This is a genomic window from Pseudaeromonas pectinilytica, from assembly GCF_054780855.1.
Genome location: NZ_BAAGVN010000354.1, coordinates 1 through 25541, shown reverse-complemented (window position 1 = coordinate 25541; position 25541 = coordinate 1). Strand labels below are relative to the sequence as shown.

At 55.3% G+C, this 25541-nt stretch carries 23 protein-coding genes; 10 read left to right on the top strand and 13 right to left on the bottom strand.

What is annotated here, in order from left to right; translation table 11 throughout:
- Position 1: 1 nt before the first annotated feature.
- The 3 genes from ACYVG7_RS18415 to ACYVG7_RS18405 form a co-directional block, all read right to left on the bottom strand.
- Positions 2-1372, bottom strand: a complete 1371-nt coding sequence (locus ACYVG7_RS18415; RefSeq protein ID WP_460884554.1) for a sucrose-specific PTS transporter subunit IIBC — start codon at positions 1370-1372, stop codon at positions 2-4.
- 106 nt (positions 1373-1478) lie between these two features.
- Positions 1479-2990: a carbohydrate porin gene (locus ACYVG7_RS18410; RefSeq protein ID WP_460884553.1), complete on the bottom strand. Its 1512-nt coding sequence runs from the start codon at positions 2988-2990 to the stop codon at positions 1479-1481.
- A 424-nt stretch (positions 2991-3414) separates the two neighbouring features.
- Positions 3415-4344, bottom strand: a complete 930-nt coding sequence (locus ACYVG7_RS18405; RefSeq protein WP_460884552.1) for an aminoimidazole riboside kinase — start codon at positions 4342-4344, stop codon at positions 3415-3417.
- Between the two features lie 249 nt (positions 4345-4593).
- On the opposite strand from ACYVG7_RS18405, the gene ACYVG7_RS18400 reads away from it, so the two are divergent.
- From ACYVG7_RS18400 to ACYVG7_RS18380, 5 genes are all read left to right on the top strand, one after another.
- The gene (locus ACYVG7_RS18400) at positions 4594-5130 is read left to right on the top strand and encodes an arsinothricin resistance N-acetyltransferase ArsN1 family B (RefSeq protein WP_460884551.1); all 537 of its coding nucleotides are present in this window, start codon (positions 4594-4596) and stop codon (positions 5128-5130) included.
- Between the two features lie 163 nt (positions 5131-5293).
- On the top strand, positions 5294-8347 hold the full coding sequence (ydiJ, locus tag ACYVG7_RS18395) for a D-2-hydroxyglutarate dehydrogenase YdiJ (protein WP_460884550.1): 3054 nt from the start codon (positions 5294-5296) through the stop codon (positions 8345-8347).
- Between the two features lie 88 nt (positions 8348-8435).
- The gene (locus ACYVG7_RS18390; protein ID WP_460884549.1) at positions 8436-8858 is read left to right on the top strand and encodes a hotdog fold thioesterase; all 423 of its coding nucleotides are present in this window, start codon (positions 8436-8438) and stop codon (positions 8856-8858) included.
- 144 nt (positions 8859-9002) lie between these two features.
- Complete coding sequence (locus tag ACYVG7_RS18385; protein WP_460884548.1) at positions 9003-10916, top strand: DEAD/DEAH box helicase; 1914 nt, start codon at positions 9003-9005, stop codon at positions 10914-10916.
- A 260-nt stretch (positions 10917-11176) separates the two neighbouring features.
- Positions 11177-11536: a hypothetical protein gene (locus tag ACYVG7_RS18380; protein ID WP_460884547.1), complete on the top strand. Its 360-nt coding sequence runs from the start codon at positions 11177-11179 to the stop codon at positions 11534-11536.
- 73 nt (positions 11537-11609) lie between these two features.
- Here ACYVG7_RS18380 and ACYVG7_RS18375 read toward each other — a convergent pair whose 3' ends face one another.
- Positions 11610-12947 carry an RsmB/NOP family class I SAM-dependent RNA methyltransferase gene (locus tag ACYVG7_RS18375; RefSeq protein WP_460884546.1) on the bottom strand — a complete coding sequence of 446 codons (1338 nt, stop codon included), beginning with the start codon at positions 12945-12947 and terminating at the stop codon, positions 11610-11612.
- Between the two features lie 176 nt (positions 12948-13123).
- Entirely contained in the window at positions 13124-13585 is a 462-nt protein-coding gene (locus ACYVG7_RS18370) for a methyltransferase family protein (protein ID WP_460884545.1), read from the bottom strand.
- A gap of 171 nt (positions 13586-13756) precedes the next feature.
- Here ACYVG7_RS18370 and pdxH point away from each other — a divergent pair, with 171 nt between their 5' ends.
- Positions 13757-14395, top strand: coding sequence for a pyridoxamine 5'-phosphate oxidase (gene pdxH, locus ACYVG7_RS18365; RefSeq protein ID WP_460884544.1), 639 nt, complete (start codon positions 13757-13759; stop codon positions 14393-14395).
- A 64-nt stretch (positions 14396-14459) separates the two neighbouring features.
- Positions 14460-14915 carry a GNAT family N-acetyltransferase gene (locus ACYVG7_RS18360; RefSeq protein ID WP_460884543.1) on the top strand — a complete coding sequence of 152 codons (456 nt, stop codon included), beginning with the start codon at positions 14460-14462 and terminating at the stop codon, positions 14913-14915.
- A 98-nt stretch (positions 14916-15013) separates the two neighbouring features.
- Here ACYVG7_RS18360 and purB read toward each other — a convergent pair whose 3' ends face one another.
- From purB to ACYVG7_RS18340, 4 genes are all read right to left on the bottom strand, one after another.
- Positions 15014-16381, bottom strand: a complete 1368-nt coding sequence (purB, locus tag ACYVG7_RS18355; protein ID WP_460884542.1) for an adenylosuccinate lyase — start codon at positions 16379-16381, stop codon at positions 15014-15016.
- A 24-nt stretch (positions 16382-16405) separates the two neighbouring features.
- Positions 16406-17026: a high frequency lysogenization protein HflD gene (hflD, locus tag ACYVG7_RS18350; protein ID WP_460884541.1), complete on the bottom strand. Its 621-nt coding sequence runs from the start codon at positions 17024-17026 to the stop codon at positions 16406-16408.
- 2 nt (positions 17027-17028) lie between these two features.
- Entirely contained in the window at positions 17029-18138 is a 1110-nt protein-coding gene (gene mnmA, locus ACYVG7_RS18345) for a tRNA 2-thiouridine(34) synthase MnmA (protein ID WP_460884540.1), read from the bottom strand.
- A gap of 82 nt (positions 18139-18220) precedes the next feature.
- Positions 18221-18751 carry an NUDIX hydrolase gene (locus ACYVG7_RS18340; RefSeq protein WP_460884539.1) on the bottom strand — a complete coding sequence of 177 codons (531 nt, stop codon included), beginning with the start codon at positions 18749-18751 and terminating at the stop codon, positions 18221-18223.
- A gap of 292 nt (positions 18752-19043) precedes the next feature.
- Between ACYVG7_RS18340 and icd the strand changes: the two genes are divergently transcribed.
- Positions 19044-20297, top strand: coding sequence for an NADP-dependent isocitrate dehydrogenase (icd, locus tag ACYVG7_RS18335; RefSeq protein ID WP_460884538.1), 1254 nt, complete (start codon positions 19044-19046; stop codon positions 20295-20297).
- Between the two features lie 102 nt (positions 20298-20399).
- Here the strand turns inward: icd and cspD are convergent, their stop codons facing one another.
- Positions 20400-20618: a cold shock domain-containing protein CspD gene (cspD, locus tag ACYVG7_RS18330; protein WP_460884537.1), complete on the bottom strand. Its 219-nt coding sequence runs from the start codon at positions 20616-20618 to the stop codon at positions 20400-20402.
- Between the two features lie 250 nt (positions 20619-20868).
- Between cspD and clpS the strand changes: the two genes are divergently transcribed.
- Positions 20869-21189, top strand: a complete 321-nt coding sequence (gene clpS / locus ACYVG7_RS18325) for an ATP-dependent Clp protease adapter ClpS (RefSeq protein WP_460884536.1) — start codon at positions 20869-20871, stop codon at positions 21187-21189.
- A 46-nt stretch (positions 21190-21235) separates the two neighbouring features.
- Positions 21236-23527, top strand: a complete 2292-nt coding sequence (clpA, locus tag ACYVG7_RS18320; RefSeq protein ID WP_460884535.1) for an ATP-dependent Clp protease ATP-binding subunit ClpA — start codon at positions 21236-21238, stop codon at positions 23525-23527.
- 56 nt (positions 23528-23583) lie between these two features.
- Here clpA and infA read toward each other — a convergent pair whose 3' ends face one another.
- The 3 genes from infA to aat all read right to left on the bottom strand — a co-directional run bounded on the left by infA (position 23584) and on the right by aat (position 25287).
- Positions 23584-23802 carry a translation initiation factor IF-1 gene (gene infA, locus ACYVG7_RS18315; RefSeq protein ID WP_460884534.1) on the bottom strand — a complete coding sequence of 73 codons (219 nt, stop codon included), beginning with the start codon at positions 23800-23802 and terminating at the stop codon, positions 23584-23586.
- Between the two features lie 67 nt (positions 23803-23869).
- On the bottom strand, positions 23870-24583 hold the full coding sequence (locus ACYVG7_RS18310; RefSeq protein ID WP_460884533.1) for an arginyltransferase: 714 nt from the start codon (positions 24581-24583) through the stop codon (positions 23870-23872).
- Positions 24580-25287 (bottom strand): leucyl/phenylalanyl-tRNA--protein transferase, encoded by a 708-nt coding sequence (aat, locus tag ACYVG7_RS18305; RefSeq protein WP_460884532.1) that lies wholly within the window; start codon positions 25285-25287, stop codon positions 24580-24582. Before aat ends, ACYVG7_RS18310 begins: the two co-directional genes overlap by 4 nt.
- Between the last annotated feature and the right edge of the window lie 254 nt (positions 25288-25541).

Here is a 25541-nt window from a genome sequence, read left to right as displayed (position 1 = left end):
ATTATTCGCTGTCGGTCTGATATTTCAGTACGAAGGAGATGATGAAGGCGGCACCAAAGGCAATGACCAGACCAATCAGATAGCTGATGACCGAGTTGGCCTGCACGATGGCAATCCCCGGAATACCGGTCAGGCCTACAGCGGTCATGCCCACATGGTTGGCAACCACCCAAGCACCGCCTAATGCACCGCCCGCCAGCGCGGCCAGGAACGGCTTCATGAAGCGCAGATTGATACCAAAAATGGCGGCTTCGGTGATCCCCAGCAATGCGGACAGTGCGGAGGGAACGGCAATCGCCTTGATTTTGACATCCCGGGTCTTGAAGTAGACCGCCAGGCAAGCACCGCCCTGAGCGACGTTAGCCATGGACCAGATCGGCAGCAGGAAGTTGACGCCAATATTCGGGTTACCGAGCAAACCTGCTTCGATGGCGTGGAAGCTGTGGTGAATGCCGGTGATCACGATGGCGGAGTAGGTTCCGCCGAAGACCAGACCTGCCAACCAGCCCGCCTGATCGATCAGGGTGCTCAGCACAAAGGAGATACCATCACCGAGAGCGCGACCGGCTGGGCCAATGAACAACAAGGCGACAAAGCCGGTGATGATCACGGTCAGGAATGGTGTCAGGATCAGATCCAGAGCATTCGGGATCACCTTGCGCAGGCGCTTTTCCAGGAAACTCATGAACCAGACCGCCAGCAGTACCGGGAAGACGGTGCCCTGATAACCGATCATGGCCACATCCAGACCAAAGAAGTCCATGGTCTTGAAGCCACCGGCTACGCCCCAGGCATTGGTCAAGGCCGGATGGGTCAGGATGCCCCCCAGCGTCGCCCCCAGATAGGGATTGCCACCGAATTCGCGCGCTGCGGTGAAACCAATCAGCACCGGTAAAATGATAAAGGCCGCCGAGCTGAACATATCCAGCATGATAAAGATGGCGCTATCCGGATTGGCCCAGCCATAGGTGCGGACCATTCCCAGCAGACCCATCAACAGACCGGAGGCCACAATCGCCGGAATGATGGGCACAAAGATATTCGACAGCAGGCGCGCAACCCGTTGCAGTGGATTCAGTTTCTGAGCCGCTAAATCCGTGAGTTCGGCTTTGCTGGTTTCGGTAATACCGGCCACTTTGCTGAACTCGGCAAAGACCTTGTTGACGATGCCGGTACCGAAAATAATCTGGATCTGACCAGCATTACTGAAGCACCCCTTGACCCCGTCCAGGCGATCGATAGCCGTTTTGTCAATCTTGCTGTCATCGACCAGTACCAGACGCAAGCGGGTGGCACAGTGTGCGGCACTGGCGATGTTTTCCTTGCCGCCCAGTAAGGGCAACAGGGCTGTGGCTGTGGTGTGATAATTCATATTGATCCTCGCTGGTGGGTGAACCGCTCAGGCTCACGACACGCTTGTCCTATGGTTCATAGTCAAGCAGCTCCAGCGTGGAGCTGCTTGCTATTGTGAAAAGTGATTAGAACCAGGTTTCCATCTGGACACCAAAATTCCACTGCCCACCCGAGCCGAAGCCGGTTTCACCCAAGGAATCATCTTGGGCGTAGGCATCCAGCTTGCTGTCCCAATCCATATAGGTAGCGAACATGCGCAATTCTGGGCGACTGAAGAAATTGGCAATATCACCGGCCTTGAACGTTGGGGCGAAGGTCAGCTTATAGAAGCCACCATCCACGGCCTGGCGGGAGTTATAACCCTGTGGATCCAGATCCATGTACTGGTAGCTACCCTCGTAGGCCAGTGCGAAGTTCTGGTTGATCTCCTGCACCACTCGGGCATTCAGCGTGACCCAACCATAATCATCGTCTTTCACGTAACGGTCCTGGCTGCGTTGCGCCATCAATACCGGGGCTATGCTCCAGTTGCTGGCCAATGCTGTTGTGCCGTAAGTCGCAAAGCGTACGGTCTGGGCATCTTCCGAGAGATTGCTGTCAGAGCCTAAGCCCTTGACCTCGGCCCCCAGCCCCTGACCATACAACAAGGCGGTTTTGGAACTGCCATCTTTGAGGCCATAAAAGCTGGTGGCATGGTAGGCCAGCAGGGTATGGACACCCGTATCGGCGGCGTCCTGTACGCCTTGGCTTCCCGTATTGCTCCGGGCTTCGTTATCCTTCGCCTTGAGGCCGCTGATCATCCACTGTACTTTACCAAACGTGTTATTGGCGGTGAGGATGTAATTCTGGATGTCGCCGTTGACATCATCGATGGCGCCAAAGCTGCGGCCATAGAGTGAAAAATTACTCTTGACGCTGTCGCTCCATTTGACGTCGTAGATGCCCGCGCCAGTACCGGCCAGGAAAATGATATCGGAATCGAGCCAGTGGATATCAAAGTTATCCCGGTCGAAGCGCTTACCGGCCCACAAGGTTGAGTCTTTAAATACACCGGTAAACGTCGGCATGCTGCCCAATTCGGCGAACAACTGACGGACGTTGAGAGTGCTGCTGGAGCCGGTCCAGTCGTTATAACTGCGTTGGCCATCTGCCAGCATCACCTTGAAGCGGGTCGTAGCGCCGTTATCCAGGGTGGATTTCTTTTCCAGATTCAATTCGACGTAGCTATCCGGTTCATTGCCCAGACGACCTACTGCACCGCCGGTTTCTCCGGCTGGAGTCAGATAGGGTCCGCCTTCCGTTCCGGTGCCACCGTCGCCGATCAGCAAGCCGGAGCGGGCATAGCCATGGAACTCCACACCACTGCCAGCGAGGGTTTTAGTGGTCAGATCCTCGGTACGCTTGGCGACCTCTGCGGTAGCCGCTTCGCTCTGCGTGGTTCGGGCTTCGAGCTGTTGGGTCTGTTGTTCGGCCGCCGTGGCTTTGGCTTCGGCGGCCATGGCGCGTTGTTCTGCTTCTGCCAGACGTTGCTCCAGAGCTTGCAGACGCAGTTCGACCGCGCTTGGCGAAGCGGCCTGAGCCATGTTCATGGTGGTAGCCAGGGCGACGGCCGTGGCGAGGTAGCTGATTTTTATCATGTGGGTATCTTCCTTTGATCGGGCACAGAGTTTTTTGTTATGGCTAACGGTTTAGCTAAACCGGTTTTGCTGATTTGAAAATTAGCCAAAACAATTCCGCTTTGCAAAGAAGTTTGCTAACCCCTTTCAGCCTTTGTGATCTGCCTAGCATTCATCCTGTTTCAGTATCGAAGAGGGGGGGGTGAACGGCGCTGGTTCACGTGTCTTGGAGTTCAGTTCGCCTTCGGAGCCGGGCTCCATGTCCTGCAGAAGAGCCGAGGAAAAACCATATAGGGATTGCCGCTGATACCGCGTGGACCACCGGAGGGGATAGAGCAGGAGGGGATAGAGTAGAAACAAAAAAACCGGGACAAGCCCGGCAAGACGTGGCATCCCAATCCGGGACACACAGGCTACCCCGCACTGTCAGGGCACCCTCAGGAATTTATGATTGCAAAAAGTCCGCTAGCTGCCGATGGCTTGGTAGAGCCGTCATGGCCCCTCGCGCCGTGGTAGCCAGAGCGCCACAGCCTTGGGCTTGCTGGATGATTGGGACCAGCTGATCCCAACTCGGCAATTGCGAATGCTCCGCCAGACCGGCCAGTAATCCGGCGACAAAGGCATCACCTGCTCCTGTCGTATCAACCACTTGAATGCTGCGTGCGGCCAAGTGATGCAGTTGTTGACCGTCATGGGCCAGTACGCCATCGCCACCCAGCGTGACCAGAAGTAACTGGATAGGATAACGCTCCATCAGCTGCTCGATCGCCATCTCCATCTCCAGCGGGCCACACAGGTAGATAAGTTCTTCCCGGGAGAGTTTAACCACAGTTGCCAATCCCAGTGCCTGTTCCAGGCAGGAGCGGATTTCGCGCGGGTCGGGCCAGACCTCCAGGCGGATATTGGGGTCGAAGCTGACGTAGCCATGGGCGGCGCGGATCGCTTGCATGGCTGTCAACGCAGCGCTACGGCTGGGCTCCTGAGCCAGGGCTATGGAGCACAGATGAAGCCATTGGCCGGCTTGAAATTCAGGCAATTCATCGGCTTGCAGGAATAGATCGGCACTGGGTTTAACCAGAAAGGTAAAACTGCGCTCTCCGTGATCATCCAGATCGACCAGTACAGTCGAGGTGCGGTGAACAGGATCTCCCACCATATGGCCGGTATTCACGCCTTCGTCATCCAGCACCTGACGCATAAAGTTGCCGAGGGGATCGGCGCCGACCCGACCGATAAAGGCACTGTCGCCCGCCAATCTGGCGATGCCGACTGCCACATTGGCTGGAGCTCCCCCGGGACATTTCAGATAGCGGTCATTGCCATCGGGTACCAGATCGACCACGGCATCGCCCAATACCCACACACGATTTGTCATAACTCACCTCACAAATAAACTGAATACAAGTTAGCTAAACCGATTTAGGTTTGCAATTGCTCAACGTGCGGCGCCTTGACTTTGTGAGCTAGACCCCATTTCATGGGGCCAGCGACACTCGACTCCGGCCACCCTGAATCGTGCGGCTGGCCTGACGGATGGTGAGCCTGGGGAGTGGATGCAGGTACTAGCGCTTTAGGTTAATCTGGGATCAGGCCCGCCTCAGGTCTGCCACTTTAGGAGAGCACCATGATCAGGAACGTCACCCCAGACGATGGCGCTGCCATCAGCGCCATTTACAACCATTATGTCGAGCAGAGTGATATCTCGTTTGAAGAGGTGGCGGTGACGCCCCAAGAGATGGCAGCCCGAATCACCAGTATCAGTGACCGGTATCCCTGGGTGGTGTTTTGCGAAGGCGAGCAACTGCAGGGTTACGCCTATGCCAGTGCCTGGAAGAGTCGGGCCGCCTATCGCTACAGCGTCGAAACCTCTGTTTATCTGGCTCCCAGTGCCCGGGGGCGCAATCTGGGCACCGAGTTGTATCGCGAACTGTTACCCAGATTAAGAGAGGCGGGCTACCACACGGCCGTTGCCTGCATCAGCCTGCCGAATGCCGCCAGTATTCATCTGCATGAGAAGATGGGCTTCAGTAAGGTGGCTCACTTCAAGGAAGTGGGATTCAAGCGCGAAAAATGGATCGATGTCGGCTATTGGCAACTCTCGCTGTCGCGGATTCGTCCCCATCCTACCGGTGAGAGCATGGCTGAACCGGCGTTGGAATAAGCCCCGGGATCCTGGGTTGGTTTTGTGCAGCGCAATCGTTTTTCCAAGGGCAAAAAAGCAATAATTTTGCTTTGGTTCAACGAGCGTGGCTGCTATACATATAACCCTTTTTTTTCGTGAACCTCGCCGCGGTCGCGGTGGCAACCAGGGAAGTCAGGCAGCCATGATCCCGAGACTCAATATCCAGGATGGAATTACCCCCGTTTATCACACCTTTATTGAGGCGCTGATTGACGCCGGTTTTGCCGGTGATGTCGAAAGCTCCTACTCCAGCCGTCTGGCCGTGGCCACGGATAACAGCGTCTATCAGTGGTTACCCCAGGCGGTATTGTTTCCCCGCAGCACCGCCGATGTGGTGTTGCTGACCACGCTGGCGCGAGCGCCTCAATATAGTGGTATCAGTTTTTCGGCCCGTGGTGGCGGTACCGGGACCAATGGTCAGTCCTTGAACGATGGTCTCATCGTCGATCTCTCCCGCCATATGCATGGCATTCTGGAGTTCAATCTCGAAGAGCGCTGGGTGCGGGTACAAGCGGGTCTGGTCAAAGACAAGCTCAATGAATTCCTCAAGCCCCATGGCCTGTTTTTCTCGCCCGAGTTGTCAACCAGTAACCGGGCGACCATTGGAGGCATGATCAATACCGATGCCTCGGGCCAGGGCTCTTTAGTCTATGGCAAGACGTCGGCCCATGTGCTGGCAGTAACGGCGGTCCTGGATGACGGCTCCTTACTGCAGGCCCATCCGGTTCATGGTGAGGCTCTGGCCGTCAAGTTGGCCGATGGTGGTCGGGAAGGGGCTATCTATCGTCAGGTGTTGGCCTCGGCGCGGGATAAACGGGCTGAAGTTGAAGCGACATTCCCCAAACTCAACCGCTTCCTGACCGGTTATGACCTCAAGCATGTCTATGATCCCGCCAGCGATGGTGTGGATTTGAGTCGTCTGCTGTGCGGCTCGGAAGGGACGCTTGCCTTTATTACCGAAGCCAAACTGGATCTGACGCCGATCCCGACGTTCCGCACCCTGGTCAACGTGAAATACGACAGCTTTGAATCGGCGCTGCGCAATGCCCCGGTGATGGTGGCGGCCGAGGCATTGTCGGTGGAGACCGTCGACTCGCGGGTACTGGATCTGGCCCGTGGCGACATCATCTGGCATTCGGTCAAATCACTCATCGAAGATGTCCCGGGCAAGACCATGCTGGGGATCAATATCATCGAGTTTGCGGGTGATGAGGCCAGCGAGCAGACTCGCAAGGTGCAGGCACTGACCGCCCGTCTGGATGCGCTGTTGGCTGCCGGAGAGGGCGGGGTGATCGGCTACCAGGTGTGTGATGAGCTGGCGAGTATCGAAACCATCTATGCCATGCGCAAGAAGGCAGTGGGCCTGCTTGGAAATGCCAAGGGCCGCAAGAAGCCGGTGCCCTTTACCGAAGATACTGCGGTACCACCGGAGAAGCTGGCCGATTTCATCATGGAGTTCCGTGCCCTGCTGGATGCCAACCAGCTCTCCTATGGCATGTTTGGCCATGTGGATTGTGGCGTATTGCATGTGCGTCCGGCTCTGGATCTGTGCGATCCGGAGCAGGAAGTGGTACTGCGTAAAATTTCTGATCAGGTTGTGGCCTTGACTGCCAAATATGGTGGCCTGATGTGGGGCGAGCATGGACGCGGCTTCCGCTCCGAGTATGGCCCTGCCTATTTCGGAGCCTTGTTCGATGAGTTGCGCAAGATCAAGGCGGCATTTGACCCTCTGAATCGGATGAATCCGGGCAAGATCTGTACCCCGATGGGCGTCGATACGCCGCTGGTCTCCGTGGACGCTACCAAGCGTGGTGCTTTTGATCGGCAGATCCCGGTAGCGGTACGCGACAGTTTCACCGATGCTTTATCCTGCAATGGCAATGGCCTGTGCTTCACCTTCGAACACAGCTCGCCGATGTGCCCCTCCTTCAAGCTGACAGGGGATCGTCGTCACTCGCCAAAAGGGCGAGCCACCCTGATGCGGGAATGGCTGCGCCAGCTCGAGGTGCAGGGCTATGATCCCCTGGCTGAAGAGGTGGAAATCCACCATGGCGGTGTGCGCTGGCGTGAATTGGTCGGCCGGGTCCGCAATACCCTGAGCAAGGCGCGGGGCGAGTATGATTTCTCCCACGAAGTGATGGAGGCCATGCAGGGCTGTCTGGCCTGTAAAGCCTGTGCCAGTCAGTGCCCGATCAAGGTTGATGTTCCGGCCTTCCGTTCCCGGTTCATGGAGATCTATCATCAACGCTACCTGCGTCCAGCCAAGGACTACTTCGTCGCGACGGTGGAATCCTATGCGCCGCTGATGGCCAAGGCCCCTGGCGTCGTCAATTATTTCTTGAAGCAAAATTGGGTCCAGAAGGCCACCGAGAAAACCATCGGTATGGTGGATGTGCCGATCCTCAGCGAGCCGACCCTCAAGCAGGAGCTGGCCGGACACGCCGCCTCCTTGTTCAATCTGGAACAGCTGGAGGCGCTCTCTACCGAGGAGCGGCAGAAGGTGGTGCTGGTGGTGCAGGATCCTTTCACCTCCTATTACGATGCCCCCGTGGTGCGGGACCTGGTCCTGCTGATGGAGACGCTGGGTTTCCGTCCGTTGCTGGTGCCATTCAAGCCGAATGGCAAGCCACAACATATCAAAGGCTTCTTGCGCAGCTTTGCCCGCACGGCGGCAAACGCAGCCCAGTTCTTTAATCGCCTGCATCATCTGGGCATCCCTATGGTCGGGCCGGATCCAGCCATGGTGCTGTGCTATCGGGATGAATACGCCAAGGCGTTGGGAGAGGCGCGGGGGGACTTCAACGTCCAGTTGCCCCAGGAGTGGTTACTGTCGGTATTGGCACAGCTGGACATTGCGCCTCGCGAAGCCAAGGCACCGTTTTACCTGTTTGCACACTGTACCGAGAAGACGGTCAAACCCTCGACCCATGGCGACTGGGGTAAGCTGTTCAGCCATTTTGGCGCTGAACTCAAATCCATCGCTGTGGGCTGCTGCGGCATGGCGGGAACCTATGGCCATGATGTCAAGCATCTGCAGGATTCTAAAGATATCTACCAGATGAGTTGGGGGCCGGCCATGGCCAACTTGCCGAAGAGCCAATGTCTGGCCACCGGGTATTCCTGCCGTAGCCAGGTCAAACGGATGGAAGGCGAGAAGCTGTTACATCCGGTGCAGGCGTTGTTGAGCCTGCTGTAACGCGACGCGACGGGACGTCAACCGGCAAGCCAGGTAGACTAGCAGGCGCACCGTCAGGTGCGCCTTTTTCATGGGAGCAATCGGCAACATGAGCATCTGGAAACGGGATTTCACCCTGCAGAGTCTGAATCAGGGCTCTGAAAACACCCTGGTCGCCCATCTGGGGATCCGCTACAGCAACGTGGGGGAGGACTACCTGCAAGCGACCATGTCGGTCGGCCCGCAGACGCATCAACCTCTGGGGATGTTGCATGGTGGCGCCTCAGTGGTGCTGGCGGAAACACTCGGCTCGGTGGCGGGGAATCTGTGTGTCAGTCGGGATTATTACTGTGTCGGGCTCGAGATCAATGCCAATCATGTGCGCGCGAAACGGGATGGTTTCGTGACGGGAACGACCCGGCCTCTGCACTTGGGTGCGACGACTCAATTGTGGCAGATCGAGATCCAGGATGAGCGTCAGCGGCTCATCTGTACCAGCCGCATTACCCTGGCCATCCTGAAGAAAAAGTAATTGAATGAGATAATTGTCACATTTCTAGCGACAATATGTCTAAGCTAGGTATATAATCTGCCCCCCTTGCGATACCGGGCCAGCAGCGACATGAGAGATTTGCCGCTAGGAGCCCGTTTTCATTCCTCTTAACCGGAAGAACTTATGTCTGAAATAGAAAATTTGCCGAGCTTTAGCGAGCTTGGCCTTGCTGACCCGATCCTCAAAGCCGTACTTGATGTAGGCTATGAAACCCCATCCCCCATCCAGGCGGCTGCGATTCCACCGTTGCTGGAAGGCCGTGACATTTTAGGTCAGGCGCAAACTGGTACCGGTAAGACCGCTGCCTTTGCGCTGCCGCTGCTGTCCCGTCTCAACCCTCGTGACACTGCGACCCAGATCCTAATCCTGGCTCCGACCCGTGAACTGGCGATCCAGGTTGCGGAAGCCTGCCAGAGCTACGCCAAATATCTGCCTGATTTCCATGTCCTGCCTATCTATGGCGGTTCTTCCTACGAGACCCAGATCCGTGCACTGAAGCGCGGTGCTCAAGTCGTAGTCGGTACTCCGGGTCGGGTCATGGATCTGATGCGCAAAGGCAAGCTGGACTTGTCAGCCCTGCGCGCTCTGGTTCTGGATGAAGCGGACGAAATGTTGCGCATGGGGTTCATCGACGATGTGGAATGGGTGATTGAACAATGCCCGCACGATCGTCAGATCGCTCTGTTCTCGGCCACCATGCCGGATGTGATCCGTCGTGTGGCCCATCGTCACCTGCAAGAGCCGGCTGAGGTGAAAATTGCCTCCAAGACCAGCACTGCTTCTACCGTGCGTCAGCGCTACTGGCTGGTTTCCGGTCTGCACAAGCTGGATGCGATGACTCGTCTGCTGGAAGTCGAGCCCTATGATGCCTTGCTGGCTTTCGTCCGTACCAAGACGGCGGCCGAAGAGCTGACCAGCAAGCTGGCCGCTCGTGGTCATGCCTGTGAAGCCTTGCACGGTGATATTCCGCAAAAGCTGCGTGAACGCACCGTTGAAAAACTCAAGAATGGTCAAATCGACATTCTGGTTGCAACCGATGTCGCAGCCCGCGGTCTGGACGTCGATCGCATCACTCACGTGGTGAACTACGACATTCCTCATGATACCGAGTCCTATGTTCACCGGATTGGCCGTACCGGTCGTGCGGGTCGTACTGGTGATGCCATCCTGTTCGTCGCGCCACGCGAACGCCGGATGCTGCGCGCCATCGAGCACACCACACGTCAACCGATCGAGCCGATGCACATGCCATCTGCTCAAGACATCAACAAGCACCGTATGGAAGTGTTCAAGCAACAGATCCGTGACACCCTGCTGTCTGATGATCTGGAACAGTATCAGGAAGTGGTGAACGAATTCCTGCAAGACGATAGCGTTGAGCCGCTGGATCTGTGTGCCGCATTGGCCAAGATGGTCAAGGGTGACGAGCCGTTGTTCATGGATGAGAACCAACCTGAGCCATCACAACGCACTCCGGAGCGTAATGATCGCAACGAGCGTTTCGATCGTAATGACCGCAGTGACCGCTTCAGCAGTGAAGAGCGCCCACGTCGTGAACGTAGCAAGGTTCCGTCTGCTGGTCCGCGTCCACTCAAGGATCATCCGGATGTGGCAACCCAGCGTTACCGCGTTGAGGTAGGCTATGAGCATGGCGTCAAGCCAGGCCAGATCGTTGGCGCCATCGCTAACGAAGCCGACATTGGCAGCGCCTTCATCGGCCATATCGAGATTTTCGATACCTTTACCACGGTTGATCTGCCAGAAGGTATGCCGACCGAGACTATGGATATTCTCAAGCGTGCTCGCGTTTGTGGCCGTCCGCTGGATATCAGCCATTTCACCGGTCAAATGCCGGAGCGCACCGAGCGCAGTGGCAAGCCATTTGCGGATCGTCGCCCACGTCCAGAGGGTGGCCGTGATCGTCCTCGCCCGGAAGGTGGTCGTGACCGTCCGTTTGGTGATGCCAAGCGTAGTGGTGCACCGCGCAAGTTTGATAACAAGCCCAAGTTTGACAAGGGTGGTCGTAACGACCGTTAATCCCGTCATCTGAACCACTGGTTCTGAACGCCCCTGCTGAAAAGCAGGGGCGTTTTTTTTTGAGTTTGATGTTGAAAGCAACAATCTAATGGGTTCAATCCCTCCATGTGGCTAGAAATCGGCGTGATGTGCGTGTTAGCTCGAGCCCGTTTGCATGGCCTATCCTTGTTGAGATGGCTGAGATACCCCTTGGATATTAGCCCGAGTATGGTCTCGGTATTCTGCAGCATGGTGAGCATTGATATTCGCGGGAGTGTGCTGTGTCTTCAATGGTATGGCGGTGTCTGGGTTTGTGGTTTGTCTGTTTGTCTGCGCATGCCGCGCTGTGGCAGGGGTTGTATCGGGCGGGGGCCGAGGTCAACAGCTTTCAGCCCTGCCCGGGTAATCTGGTGTATTGGCTGGATGGCAGTAATGATGTCGCGCTGTCGCTGCGGGAATATGCACTCAAGCACACGGTGCGGCCCTATCAGCCGATCTATGTTGAGTTGGTCGGAGAGTTGAGAGGCAAGCAGCGAACGGGTGTGGCGGCAGGCTATGATGATGTGCTGCAACTGCAGTCCGTCGAGGCCATCAGCTTGCAATTACCAGAAATTTGCCAACAGTTGCCGCCGGAAGGATAGGCGGCTGCAGATAGATGTGTCTTGGATAATCAAAGGGCGCCTCGAAGGCGCCCTTTGTCTCAGTTGCCGAGCATTACTCGATGCTGGCTTCTTCAGTTTGTGGCTCGGTGTGCTCGGTTGTGCCTTCGAGATCTGGCTGAACGAGATCCGGATTGTCGATATCGGTGCTGGCACAGTGACTCATCGCGGCTGCCGGTGCGGCTTCTCGGCGGATCAATGCCATATAAAAACCATCAAAACCGCTCTGGGCCGGACTGATCACGCGTTCGCGTACCAGGCTGAACTCACCCTGATGGGCTTCGAGGAACTTGGCAACCTGGTCCTGGTTTTCACAGGGGAGGATACTGCAGGTGGCGTAGACCAACTCGCCGCCCGGCTTCACCATCTTGCTGTAACGGCTGAGGATGTCGGCTTGCAGGGCCATCAGGATCGGCAAACGCTCGGCCGCATCCCGCCACTTGGCATCTGGATTGCGCTTGAGCACACCCAGACCGGAGCAGGGGACATCCAGTAACAGCCGGTCGGCACTCTCCTTGAGGCGCTTGATGGTCTTGCTGGAGCTGATAAGACGGGTTTCGATATTGTGCGCACCGGCACGGCGGGCACGCTGTTTGAGGTTATCCAGCTTCCACTGTTCGACATCCAGCGCCAGCAGTCGTCCCTTGCCATGCATCAAGGCAGCCAGGTGCAGCGTCTTACCGCCTGCACCGGCGCAGGCATCAATAACCCGCATACCTGGTTGTACGTCGAGGAATTCGGCGATCTGCTGGGAGCCGGCATCTTGTTGCTCGAACCAGCCTTCCTGAAACGAGTCGGTGCGGAACAGCGCAGCGTCATTCAGCACTTCCAGCGCATTGGCAATGCCAGATACCGGACGCACATTGACCCGCTCATCGAGCAAGCGTTGGGTCAGGGCATTCTGATCGCACTTCAAGGTGTTGACTCGCAAGAAGCGTTTGGGATGTTGAGTCAAAGCCCGCCGCTCGGCAGCCCAGCTTTCGCCTAACTGCTCTTCGCCCAATGCATCCAGCCATTCCGGGCAACCATCCCACAGGGCTGGCAGATTGCGAGCAGTGGCCTTGCGGCTCTCATAACTCTTGAGATTAAACAGGCTCGCCGCCGGGCAGGGCGGCAGTGGCAGATTGTAGAACTGGTGCCAGACACAGATCAGACTCCATCCCGCGACCGCTGCTTCATCCATGCTTACGCCAGCCAGCAGGGTGTAGAGGTTCAGGCGGCGCATCAGATCGCCGGTGACAAAGGCGATATTCGCCTGTTCAGTCGGTGCTAGACGCACCTCGGCAAATTGTCGGGCATAGGCACGGTCCAGGGTGGAACCATTACCCAGTACGTCGCTCAATACCGCCACGACCAGTTCGGCCTGGCGCAGGGTCAAGGAATTCTTCAGCATGATGACTCAACGGGAGGAGGGAAAACGGCTGCGATCATAGGGGTTAAGCGGTATAGACGCAACCCGCGCGCCGGTTTCTATGCTCGAATCTCCCCCAGTGTTGCCAGGCGACGCTGCACCTGGACTCGGTGTGTGCTTCTGGGGGCATGGCGTGGTGCTTGCTGGTCTCCGCGCCACTAGAGCCAGCGGCGCACCCGGCGTTGATAGGCATGGTAATCAACTGTGAAGCGCTGCTGTAGTTGCTGCTCTTCGGTGCGGACTTGAAAGCGATCTAGATACCAGAAACACAGGGGTAACCCCAGTAGAGCCAAACCATTGGCCAGGATCAGCGACCAGCCGAGCAGTAACAACAGCAGTGCCAGATACATGGGATTACGGCTGAGCCGGTACACGCCATGAGTGATCAGGGTGTGAGTCTGCTCCGGATGGCGGGGATCCACCGTGGTTCCTGCACGATGAAAGCTCCAGCTAGCCCAACAACTCAGCACCAGGCTGATGACCCCACAGCCGGCTGCCAGACTCCAACTGGCGTGCAGAGGTAATGGCAGCGCAGCTCCGGGACAGAGATCGGTCACCAGACTCATGGCGCCGGCCGTGAGTAGAAAAATCAGCGGTGGAGGTAGTCGAAACAGCAACATGGCGCAACGTCTGTTTGATTAAGGGAAGCCTCATCTTAGCGGCGAGGGAGATATCGGGCTAGTCCGCAGATGGCAAGTTCGAAGGAGGCAGGCAAGGGGGGCGATAAGATAACGCCTTGAGATCAGAGGGGGCTCGGCGCAAAATGCCCCCAGGTTTGAAGAAGGAATAGCATGATGGATATTGCCGATCTGCGGCGGGAATACACCAAGGGCGGGTTGCATCGCGAGGATTTGCCGGTCAATCCGTTGGAGTTGTTTGAAAAGTGGCTACGCCAGGCCTGTGATGCCAAATTGCCGGATCCGACCGCCATGAGTGTGGCGACAGTCGATGGCTCGGGTAAGCCGTATCAGCGGATCGTTCTGCTCAAGCACTATGATGAGCAAGGTTTCGTGTTTTATACCAATCTGGGCAGCCGCAAGGCACAGCATATCGCGAAGAATAACCAGGTGAGCCTGCTGTTTCCCTGGCATAACCTGGACCGTCAGGTGCACGTCACCGGAGTGGCCGAACCCTTGTCGCCGCTGGAGGTGGTGAAGTACTTCCACTCACGGCCCAAAGACAGCCAGATCGCGGCCTGGGTGAGTCAGCAATCGAGCCGTATCTCGGCGCGCAGCATGCTGGAGTCCAAATTTATGGAGCTCAAGCAAAAGTTTGCCAATGGCGAGATCCCGCTTCCCAGTTTTTGGGGGGGATATCGGGTCCGGTTCGATAGCATCGAATTCTGGCAGGGTGGAGCACACCGTCTGCACGATCGCTTCCTGTTTACCCGGATGGCGGATCTCTGGCACATTGATCGCCTGGCACCCTGATCGCGCTGGCTGAACTCGGCTCTGGCTGCCTACACTGAAGGTGATGATAACAAGACAGGAGTCAATGATGGAGTGGCAGCGCTATGAGTTTAGGGTCTCGACCGATCCGCGTTTGTTGCAGTTGGCCGTGATCCACGATTTTCTGCGCCAGACCTACTGGGCCAAGGATATCTCCGAGGCTCAGGTTCGCAAGGCGCTGGACGGTGCCCTGTGCTTTGGTCTGTATCGGGACGAGCAACAAATCGGCCTGGCCCGAGTGATCACGGATCAGGCGACTTTTGCCTATTTGAGCGATGTGTTTGTGCTGGAGGAGTTTCAAGGGCAGGGGCTTGGACAATGGCTGGTGAGTTGTATTCTGGCTCACCCTGAACTGCAAGGTTTACGACGCATCCTGCTGGCGACTCAAGACGCTCACGGCTTGTACCGCAAGCTCGGTTTTAGCGAATTGGCGCAACCGGAACAGATGATGGAAATCCGCAATTCGGCGCTCGGTCCCGAGCCGGAAAATCGTCTGAGCTAGTGGTCACACTGTATTTTTCGCATAAAAACAGGAGGCCAATGGCCTCCTGTTTGTTCATTACCGCGGATGTTGCCTGAGCGGCGTGATAGTGCTGTGAATTACAGCTCATCCACCAGTTTCACCGCTCGACCGATGTAGTTGGCGGGGGTCAGCAACTTGAGCTCGGCCTTGACGTGTTCCGGTAACTCCAGAGTATCGATAAATTCCCGCATGCCCTGAGCATCCACACGGCGACCGCGCGTCAGCTCCTTGAGCTTTTCATAAGGTTTCTCGATACCATAACGGCGCATGACGGTCTGGATCGGCTCGGCCAGTACTTCCCAGTTGCTGTCGAGGTCGGCCGCCATGGCCGCTTCGTTGGCTTGTAACTTGGAGATGCCCTTCAAGGTGGCCTGATAGGCAATCAGCGAATAGCCAACCGCAACACCCAGATTGCGCAGCACGGTACTGTCGGTCAGATCCCGCTGCCAGCGACTGACCGGCAGCTTGGCCGCCAGATGGTCAAACAGGGCATTGGCCAGACCCAGATTACCTTCGGAGTTTTCGAAGTCGATGGGGTTGACCTTGTGCGGCATGGTGGAGGAGCCGATTTCACCGGCAATGGTGCGCTGCTTGAAATGACCCAGGCAGATGTAACCCCAGATATCTCGGTCAAAATCGAGCACTATGGTGTTGAAACGAGCCACGGCATCAAATAGCTCGGCGATGTAGTCGTGCGGCTCGATCTGGGTGGTATAGGGGTTCCAGGTCAGCCCCAATCCGGTGACGAACTGCTCGGAGAACGCATGCCAATCCACTTCCGGGTAGGCGCTGATGTGGGCGTTGTAGTTCCCCACGGCACCATTGATCTTACCCAGGATCTCGACCGCCTTGATCTGCTTGACCTGGCGCTCCAGACGGTAGGCGACGTTGGCCATCTCCTTGCCCATGGTGGTCGGCGAGGCCGGCTGACCGTGGGTTCGGGAAAGCAGCGGCATGTCTCGGTATTCGTGAGCCAAACGTTTTACTTCGGCGACCAATTTTTCACAGTACGGCAGGATCACCTCTTCACGGGCAGTCTTGAGCATCAGACCGTGGGAGTTATTGTTGATGTCTTCCGAGGTACAGGCGAAGTGGATGAATTCGCTGACGGCATGGAGTTCGGCATTCGTAGCCACTTTCTCTTTGAGGAAGTATTCCACTGCTTTGACATCGTGATTGGTGGTGCGTTCAATGGCCTTGATGCGACCGGCATCTTCTTCATTGAAGTCGGTGACAATGCTGTCGAGCAGGGCATTGGCAGCGGCGGATAAGGCCGGTACCTCGGGGATCCCGGGATGGCTGGCTAATTGTTGCAACCAACGAACCTCGACTTCTACGCGAAAGCGCAGCAGGCCGTATTCGGAGAAAATGGGGCGCAGGGCCGTGCATTTGTCGCCATAACGACCATCGAGGGGGGAAACCGCTGTCAGTGCTGACAAGTCCATGGAATAAGCTCCTGAAATAGGGGTTTAGATTTGATTCAACATCGAACGAGCTGACGCCACCATCTTGCCTCGGGAGAAGAGGATATGGCGTCGGCGACCGCCGACCTGACGCCACAGGACTGTGGCGCGAATACCGGCCAGCAGCAGGGCGCGAACCTTGTGCTGGACCAGAGGTTGTTGCAGATACACCGGCGTGCCGGCGACCTGGATCCGTGGGCCAATCGGACTGATGTGCTCACTGTAGATGCTGGCCAGATTGGCGAGGACCTGCTCATCCAGCAGATCGAAGTGGTGCAGTTGACGCTTTACCTGACTGATGCGCTCGCCCAGCATATTGAGCACGTCACGACGGCCTGACAATTTGCGCTCCAGGGCGATGAGGCTGACCACGTAGCGGGTCAACTCCGCGTTTTTCGGACTGCTGCCATGGCCCAGTTGTTCAACAATGGCCTTGTAGCCCTCTTTGAGGTTGGAGCCACCAAACACATCCTGAGGCGACTCCGGGTCGGTAACCAGGATGCCGCTTAAGGTTTGGCGCAAGCTTTCATCCTCACAAGTACCGGTGCGAGACACCTGCTGCACCAGATGGGCCGCTTGGCAAATAGCGGCAAAAGCCATGGTCCGTATCGCTTGTTTATCGCTCATCTTCACTCCTGATGACGAAAACGTTGTTCGATGATGCCGCCACCCAGACAGACTTCGCCCTGATAGAAAACGGCGGATTGTCCCGGGGTCACGGCAGCTTGTGGCGTGGCAAAAATCACCCGGATGGTCTGGTCATCCAGAGGTTCCACGCGACAGGGAAGATCCTGCTGGCGATAGCGGGTCTTGACGGTACAGTCAAACGCCTCACGGATCGGTTGACGATCCACCCAGTGCAGTTGGCCGGCAATCAGGCCATCGGAATAAAGACGCGGATGTTCGTACCCTTGGGCTACGACCAGCACGTTGCGCTCGACATCTTTATCCACCACGTACCAGGGATTATCACCGGCGTCTTTCATACCGCCAATGCCCAGGCCTTTGCGCTGGCCGAGAGTGTGATACATCAGCCCCTGATGTTCACCAATGATCTGGCCGTCGACGGTTTCAATAGGGCCTGGCTGTGCCGGTAAAAACTTGGCCAGGAAATCCTTGAATTTACGCTCGCCGATAAAACAGATGCCGGTGCTGTCCTTCTTCTTGGCGGTGATCAGATCCAGCTGCTCGGCAATGCGCCGGACTTCCGGTTTTTCCAGATCTCCGACCGGAAACAGGCTCTGCCCGACTTGCTGTTCGCTCAGGGTGTAGAGGAAGTAGCTCTGATCCTTGTTGCTATCCAGACCGCGTAGCAGACGATGTTTACCGGTACTGTCATCGCGGCGCACATAATGACCAGTGGCAATATAGCGGGCTCCCAGTTCTCCGGCGGCAAATTCCAGGAAGGCTTTGAATTTGATCTCTTTGTTGCAGAGGATATCCGGGTTCGGCGTGCGACCGGCCTTGTATTCGGCAAGAAACAGCTCGAATACGTTGTCCCAGTATTCTGCGGCGAAATTGATGGTATGCAGCTCGATCCCCAGCTTGTCACACACGGCTTGGGCATCGGCCAAATCCTGAGCGGCGGAGCAGTATTCGTCCGTGTCATCCTCTTCCCAGTTCTTCATGAACAGGCCTTCTACCTGGTACCCCTGCTGTTGCAGCAGGTAGGCGGAAACTGAGGAGTCAACACCGCCGGACATACCGACGATCACCTTGATTTGGCTCTTATCTGTCATCTACTTGGCTATGGTTGCAAAAAACTGTGCGCATTGTAACAGAAAGGGGGGGCAACGATCACGCCAGCAAACATGCAAAACCTCAGTTCTTCTGTTCCGGTCCCCGCGAGCGGTATGGGTTACCTGTTGGACGCCCCGAACGATTTGGATTTTGCACCCGGCGTCGGTCTTTCAGGCTGGATAATGGTAGCCGCACGCCCTGTAAGTAGTCCTCCAGACACTCCAGCACTAACGGGCTGCGTAGCTTATGGCCCAAGGCGCGGATTTCCGGTTCTGTCAGCCAATGACAGGCAATAATGTCGTTATCGGGATCCTGAGGGAGGTGGGCGCCGGGATCCTGGGTCAGTTCGCAATAAAAGCAAAAACGCAGATAGGTGAGTTTGCGATAGGGGCTGGAATAGATATAGGTTCCTAGCCAGCCATCGGGGTGTAGCGTTAACCCGGTTTCTTCCTGTATCTCGCGACAGGCTGCCTCAATCAGATTTTCGCCGGCTTCCAGATGTCCAGCCGGTTGATTGAAAACCTGATGGCCATGATCCCGCTCTTCGACCAGCAAGAATCGATCTTGCCAGCGGATAACGGCGGCGACAGTCACGTTGGGACGAAATCTCATATCGGATTACTTCTTCTCTCGCTGAAGTCTTGACGGTCATGGCGATACATCAAGCACAGATACATAGTCATTGCCGAGGGTGCCACCCAAGATGGCGGAGTCGGATCCTGAAGTGCGGTCCATCCCCGAGTCGTTGACATAAAACGGCGCGACGCATGTTAACAAATTGCAATCACCTTCGATATCAAGGCGGTGCAGGAGCGTGATGGCGGTTTGCTTATAACATCGGTTGGGCTAAGATGACCGGCAGTATATTGACACTATGATAACAACCGGAAGTTAGGAGACACTGATGGAAAGTAAAGTCGTCGTACCCAGTGAAGGTCAGAAAATTACTCTGGACGCCAGTGGCAAATTGGTAGTACCGAATCACCCGATCATTCCATTCATCGAAGGTGATGGTATTGGTGTGGACGTCACCCCGCCAATGATCAAGGTGGTGGATGCTGCCGTTGCCAAGGCTTATAACGGCGAACGCAAGATCTCCTGGATGGAAATCTACACCGGTGAAAAATCCACTCAGCTGTATGGTCCGGATGTCTGGTTGCCTGCCGAAACCCTGGATCTGATCCGCGAATACCATGTCGCCATCAAGGGCCCGCTGACCACGCCAGTCGGTGGTGGTATCCGCTCCCTGAACGTCGCGCTGCGTCAGGAGCTGGATCTGTACATCTGCTTACGTCCGGTTCGTTACTACGAAGGGACACCGAGCCCAGTGAAACGCCCCGATCTGACCGACATGGTGATCTTCCGTGAAAATGCCGAAGACATTTATGCTGGTATCGAGTGGAAGGCTGATTCTGCCGAAGCTAAGAAAGTCATTGATTTCCTGCGCACCGAAATGGGCGTGACCAAGATCCGCTTCCCGGAAAACTGTGGCATCGGCATCAAGCCCATGTCGGCTGCCGGTACCCAGCGTTTGGTGCGTGCCGCCATTGAATACGCTATCGATAACGATCGTGAGTCCGTGACGCTGGTTCACAAGGGCAATATCATGAAGTTCACCGAAGGTGCCTTCAAGGATTGGGGCTACCAACTGGCGCGTGAAGAATTTGGTGCCGAATTGATCGATGGCGGTCCATGGTGTCAGTTCAAGAATCCCAAAACCGGCAAGACCATTGTGGTCAAGGATGTGATTGCCGATGCCTTCTTGCAGCAAATTCTGCTGCGCCCGGCGGAATATGATGTCATTGCCTGTATGAATCTCAACGGTGATTACATCTCTGATGCCCTGGCGGCTCAGGTCGGTGGTATCGGTATTGCTCCGGGTGCCAATATCGGTGATGGTGTGGCCTTGTTTGAAGCGACCCACGGTACTGCACCCAAGTACGCCGGTCAGGATAAGGTGAACCCGGGTTCTCTGATCCTCTCTGCGGAAATGATGTTGCGCCATATGGGTTGGGTGGAAGCGGCCGATCTCATCATCAAGGGGATGGAAGCTGCCATTCGTAACAAGACAGTAACCTATGACTTCGAACGGTTGATGGAAGGTGCCACTCTGCGCAAGTGCTCCGAATTTGCCGACGACATGATTGCCCAGATGTGACTAACAGTAGCGGCGAATGACTGTCGTCCTTCTCCATGCACATGCAAATGAAAAGCGGGCTTTCGGCCCGCTTTTTTCATGCTCAAATGGGGTGTTACGAGCTCAGGATTCTTGTGCCCCGGTCGGTACTATGCTCACCGCATGATACCCCTTGGGACCTGCCTGCATCTCAAAATGAACACTCTGGCCTGCTTTCAAGGTCTTGTATCCATTCATATCGATAGTGGAGTAGTGGGCGAAAATATCGTCTCCACCGCCTTCCGGGCAAATAAACCCAAATCCTTTTGCGTTGTTAAACCACTTCACCGTTCCGGTAGTCATACGCCTACGTCCTTAATCAAAAACACCTTAAAGCCGTTGAGTCAGTCACCAAGGCCATTTATAACTGAGGGGGTACCTCGAGGAATTGATGGGATTGGTCACCAAAGAACCAATCTAGTGTGAAAAATCGCCAAGTCAAGCCTTGGATTCATTGAGTGCCTAGGTGCGCATGTTATAAAAAGTTGTAAATCAAATGTGATATTGACAATGCCCGTGGTCAGGGTAGTAATTAAGTGTAAGGGTCGTGTTTATGGGTAAGTTCAAGGAAGCCGCCTCACCGCAGCATCAGGAGTCCGCAGACACTGCTACAGTGTTGCAACCCCCTTCGATGTATAAAGTGGTGCTTAACAATGACGACTACACGCCGATGGATTTTGTGGTAGAGATTTTGCAGAAGTTTTTTCGGATGAATCTGGAGCAGGCAACAGAAGTCATGCTCGCAGTGCATCATCAGGGAAAGGGGGTATGTGGTATCTACACTGCGGAGATTGCAGAGACCAAGGTGGCACAGGTCAACGAGTATGCACGGGAAAACCTGCATCCTTTGTTGTGTACCATGGAGCAGGCTTGAGTATCCCATTACAGAGCGAATTCAGTATTCTCGGGGGGAGGTGCCCATGCTGAGTAAAGAACTAGAACAAACTCTGAACCTTGCGTTCAAAGATGCCCGTGATGCCCATCATGAGTTCATGACGGTGGAGCATTTGTTATTAGCTTTGCTGGATAATCATTCTGCCAAGGATGCATTGACGGCATGTGGCGCCAATCTGGAACAATTGCGCAAGGATATTGCTGGGTTTATCCAGCAAACGACTCCGCTGATCCCGAAAGATGATTTTGAACGTGAGACTCAACCCACCTTGGGCTTTCAACGAGTATTACAGCGGGCGGTGTTCCATGTTCAGTCCTCAGGGAACAGCGAAGTCAGTGGGGCCAATGTTCTGGTGGCCATCTTCAGTGAGCAAGAATCACAAGCCGCCTATTTCCTGAAAAAATCTGACATTAGTCGCCTGGATGTGGTGAATTTTCTTTCCCACGGGATCCGCAAGGACAATCATCTGGGAGATGAGTTGCGCGGTTCCTCGCCGGGAGCAAGTCATTCCGCGGATAGCGATGGCTCGGGTGAGGAATCTGGCTCCATCCAGATGGAGCAATTTGTAACCAATCTGAACCAGCGGGTTCTGGAAGGCAAAATTGATCCGCTGATTGGTCGTGATGATGAAGTCAATCGTACCGTGCAGATCCTCTGTCGTCGCCGTAAAAACAATCCGTTGCTGGTCGGTGAGGCTGGTGTCGGTAAGACCGCCATCGCCGAGGGGCTAGCCTACCGGATTGTTAAAGGCGATGTTCCAGAAGTGATTGCCAATAATGTTATTTATTCTCTGGATATGGGCTCCTTGCTGGCTGGTACTAAATACCGGGGCGATTTTGAAAAGCGCTTCAAAGTGCTACTCAAGCAGCTGGAGAAACAGGAAGGTGCGGTTCTCTTCATCGATGAGATCCATACCATCATAGGTGCAGGTGCTGCCTCCGGTGGCCAACTGGATGCCGCTAACCTGATCAAACCGATCCTCTCGGCCGGATTGTTGCGCTGCATTGGCTCAACCACCTACCAGGAATATTCCCAAGTCTTTGAAAAAGATCATGCGCTGGCTCGTCGCTTCCAGAAGATCGATGTGCTGGAGCCATCGGTAGATGATACGACGCGTATCTTGATGGGCTTGAAGAGTCGCTATGAGGCTCATCATAACGTGCGCTATACCGCCAAAGCCTTGCGTGCTGCTGCGGAGTTAGCCGCCAAGTACATCAATGATCGTCATTTGCCGGACAAGGCCATCGATGTGATTGATGAGGCGGGCGCCAGTCAGCGGATGTTGCCGGTGAGCCGCCGCAAGAAGGTGATCAATGTTGGGGAAATTGAATCCATCGTCGCCAAGATCGCCCGTATTCCCGAGAAGTCTGTCTCCTCATCCGACCGCGAGGTATTGCGAAATCTCGAGCGTAATTTGAAGTTGGTGGTGTTTGGCCAGGACCGCGCCATTGACGTGCTGACTGACTCCATTCGTTTGAGTCGCTCTGGCTTGGGCAATGAGCGCAAGCCGGTGGGCTCCTTCCTGTTTGCAGGACCAACCGGGGTTGGCAAGACGGAAGTCACGCTGCAGCTTGCCAAAGCGATGGGTGTTGAATTACTGCGCTTTGATATGTCCGAGTATATGGAGCGTCACACGGTTTCACGCCTGATAGGTGCACCGCCCGGATATGTAGGCTTTGAACAGGGTGGTTTATTGACCGATGCCGTCATTAAGCATCCGCACTGCGTGGTGTTGCTGGACGAAATCGAGAAGGCGCACTCGGATGTGTTCAATCTGCTGTTGCAGGTGATGGATAATGGCAGTTTGACCGATAACAATGGTCGCAAGGCTGATTTCCGGAATGTGATCCTGGTGATGACCACCAATGCTGGGGTACAGGAAACCCAACGCAAGTCGATTGGTTTCCAGCAACAGGATCATAGCTTCGATGCGATGTCGGAGATCAACCGTACCTTTAGTCCGGAGTTTCGTAATCGACTCGATCATATTATCTGGTTCAATCAGCTGGATATGGTGGTGATTCACCAGGTTGTCGATAAGTTCGTGGTTGAGTTGCAGGTCCAGCTGGATGCCAAAGGTGTCTCTTTGGAAATCACGTCCGCCGCGAGAAACTGGCTGGCTGAGAAGGGATATGATAAGGCGATGGGCGCGCGACCGATGGCCCGCTTGATCCAGGATAAACTCAAGAAGCCGTTGGCGAACGAGTTGTTGTTTGGTGAGTTGGTGGGTGGTGGCTCAGTCCGTGTTGATCTGCAGGGGGATGAATTGAAATTTGACATCCAATCTGCACACCAACCGGTTGAGGCAGTTAACTAGGTAATAAACGGCTCAGCCCCCAGCATTGCTGGGGGCTGAAATGATTTTTCCTGGGCTTATCGAGAGCGGAAAACGATGCGGCCTTTAGACAGGTCGTAAGGGGTGAGCTGCACTGTGACTTTGTCACCAGTCAGGATGCGGATGTAATTTTTGCGCATCTTTCCGGAAATATGGGCGATTACCACATGTCCGTTTTCCAATTCAACCCGAAACATAGTGTTAGGCAGGGTTTCCAGGATGGTACCTTGCATCTCAATACTGTCTTCTTTAGACATTTAATCCTCGTGATAGCCACTATAAAAAACGTGCGGATCATGCCGGATTTAGCTCGCTGTGTAAAGTTTACTCCTCGTTTGCCGTGCTAGTTTTCCATTCATGACCACACAACAACTCGTGAGGGTAGAAGCGGGTCTTATATTTCATCTTGCGGCAGGCATCTACCTGATAGCCCAGATAGAGCCACTTACGGTTCATGCGCCGGGCTAAATCAAGCTGTGAGAGAACGGCATGGGTCCCCAGGGAGCGCTCTGCGTGCTCGGGTGCGAAGAAGGTGTACATGGCACTCAGGCTGTGTGGTAGCGGATCGGTTATTGCCAGCGCAATCAGATGCTGATCCAGTCGGAATTCCAGATAGTAGGGTTGGAGCCAGTCGCAGAGTAAAAAATTGTCGTACTGGTTACGGGTGGCTGGAAACATGCTGCCATCATGATGCCGTTCGTTGATATAGCGGGCGAACAGGTCGTAATACTCAGGTTTATCTTGCGTGCTCAAGACCATGTGCACATCGCGGTTGAGCTGGCGGATCCGCTTTTGACTGCGGGAGAGGGTAAATTGTGCCACCGGGATCCGCAGTGAACGGCAGGCTTCACAACGTTGACAATGAGGACGATACAGGTCGTTGCCACTGCGTCGAAAACCGGCGACCAGCAGATTTTCGTACCCAGCCGGATTTCTGAACTTGTCTTCCAGCAGCACCATCAGCCGCTCGGATTCTCCCGGCAGGTAGCTACAGCTGTGTTCCGGTGTCAGGCCAATTCGTAACGCTAATTCTGTCATAAGGCTACCTGCTGGCGCTTCCAGCAATCAGGAGTTACGGATTGGGAGCGCAATTGATGCAACCGCTGGATGAAGGTAGTTCTGGGCCACTCTTCAGCACCCAAAGAGAGTAGATGCTCAGTTTGCATCTGGCAGTCAATTAATTCACCACCACTATGACTAAAATGTCGACATAGTGCGACCAGCGCGAGCTTTGACCCATCCGCTTGCCGTGAAAACATCGATTCACCACAAAATAACCGACCCACTGAAATTCCGTACAGGCCACCAATCATCTCGTCGCCCTGCCAGACTTCAACCGAATGGGCATGGCCTGCGGCGTGCAGTTGGGCATAGCTGGCCATCAGTTCTTCGTGGATCCAGGTGTCATAACAGTCACGACGCGGCGCAGCGCAGGCCGCAACGACGGCCATAAAATCACGATTGATCCAGATAGTGACATCCTGCTTGCGGATTCGCTTTTGCAGGCTGCGGCTGATGTGTAGACGATCGGGTTGGATAACCCCTCTGGGATCGGGTGACCACCAGAGGATGGGTTGATGGGCGCCATACCAGGGGAAAATGCCATTGTGATATGCTTGCAGCAAACGAGCAGGCGTCAAATCGCCGCCAATCGCCAACAATCCATTGGGTTCGTGCAACGCCGAATGCGGCTGGGGGAACCATAGCGATCCCGGCTCTAACTGCGCCAGCGACCTAGACATAGATGCAGGATACCTTGATGAATGAGTACAGGCTGATCATAACGATAGTGCTACTGCTTGTCACCGGGACTGGTGTTCAAGCGGCTCCATACCAACGGAATGTTGCTAGGCCAGTAAATCAGGTGGTATTTGGTAAAATCGATTCCGTCAGGAATATTACCCAAACTCAAGGGCCTTGTTGATCAAATCCAAAGTCGGATACTCGCTCCCCCACCCGCCGGGCGGGCTTAGTTGACGGCCTGCCGAATGGGCAT

Excerpts from the sequence above, each read along its gene's own strand:
- icd (WP_460884538.1), top strand. The coding sequence starts at position 19,044 with ATGGAAAGTAAAGTCGTCGTACCCAGTGAAGGTCAGAAAATTACTCTG.
- ACYVG7_RS18375 (WP_460884546.1), bottom strand. The coding sequence starts at position 12,947 with ATGCTGAAGAATTCCTTGACCCTGCGCCAGGCCGAACTGGTCGTGGCG.
- ACYVG7_RS18415 (WP_460884554.1), bottom strand. The coding sequence starts at position 1,372 with ATGAATTATCACACCACAGCCACAGCCCTGTTGCCCTTACTGGGCGGC.
- clpA (WP_460884535.1), top strand. The coding sequence starts at position 21,236 with ATGCTGAGTAAAGAACTAGAACAAACTCTGAACCTTGCGTTCAAAGAT.
- aat (WP_460884532.1), bottom strand. The coding sequence starts at position 25,287 with ATGTCTAGGTCGCTGGCGCAGTTAGAGCCGGGATCGCTATGGTTCCCC.
- mnmA (WP_460884540.1), bottom strand. The coding sequence starts at position 18,138 with ATGACAGATAAGAGCCAAATCAAGGTGATCGTCGGTATGTCCGGCGGT.
- clpS (WP_460884536.1), top strand. The coding sequence starts at position 20,869 with ATGGGTAAGTTCAAGGAAGCCGCCTCACCGCAGCATCAGGAGTCCGCA.
- ACYVG7_RS18390 (WP_460884549.1), top strand. The coding sequence starts at position 8,436 with ATGAGCATCTGGAAACGGGATTTCACCCTGCAGAGTCTGAATCAGGGC.
- purB (WP_460884542.1), bottom strand. The coding sequence starts at position 16,381 with ATGGACTTGTCAGCACTGACAGCGGTTTCCCCCCTCGATGGTCGTTAT.
- ACYVG7_RS18360 (WP_460884543.1), top strand. The coding sequence starts at position 14,460 with ATGATGGAGTGGCAGCGCTATGAGTTTAGGGTCTCGACCGATCCGCGT.
- ACYVG7_RS18410 (WP_460884553.1), bottom strand. The coding sequence starts at position 2,990 with ATGATAAAAATCAGCTACCTCGCCACGGCCGTCGCCCTGGCTACCACC.
- infA (WP_460884534.1), bottom strand. The coding sequence starts at position 23,802 with ATGTCTAAAGAAGACAGTATTGAGATGCAAGGTACCATCCTGGAAACC.
- ACYVG7_RS18340 (WP_460884539.1), bottom strand. The coding sequence starts at position 18,751 with ATGAGATTTCGTCCCAACGTGACTGTCGCCGCCGTTATCCGCTGGCAA.
- ACYVG7_RS18370 (WP_460884545.1), bottom strand. The coding sequence starts at position 13,585 with ATGTTGCTGTTTCGACTACCTCCACCGCTGATTTTTCTACTCACGGCC.
- hflD (WP_460884541.1), bottom strand. The coding sequence starts at position 17,026 with ATGAGCGATAAACAAGCGATACGGACCATGGCTTTTGCCGCTATTTGC.
- ACYVG7_RS18310 (WP_460884533.1), bottom strand. The coding sequence starts at position 24,583 with ATGACAGAATTAGCGTTACGAATTGGCCTGACACCGGAACACAGCTGT.
- ydiJ (WP_460884550.1), top strand. The coding sequence starts at position 5,294 with ATGATCCCGAGACTCAATATCCAGGATGGAATTACCCCCGTTTATCAC.
- pdxH (WP_460884544.1), top strand. The coding sequence starts at position 13,757 with ATGATGGATATTGCCGATCTGCGGCGGGAATACACCAAGGGCGGGTTG.
- cspD (WP_460884537.1), bottom strand. The coding sequence starts at position 20,618 with ATGACTACCGGAACGGTGAAGTGGTTTAACAACGCAAAAGGATTTGGG.
- ACYVG7_RS18385 (WP_460884548.1), top strand. The coding sequence starts at position 9,003 with ATGTCTGAAATAGAAAATTTGCCGAGCTTTAGCGAGCTTGGCCTTGCT.
- ACYVG7_RS18405 (WP_460884552.1), bottom strand. The coding sequence starts at position 4,344 with ATGACAAATCGTGTGTGGGTATTGGGCGATGCCGTGGTCGATCTGGTA.
- ACYVG7_RS18400 (WP_460884551.1), top strand. The coding sequence starts at position 4,594 with ATGATCAGGAACGTCACCCCAGACGATGGCGCTGCCATCAGCGCCATT.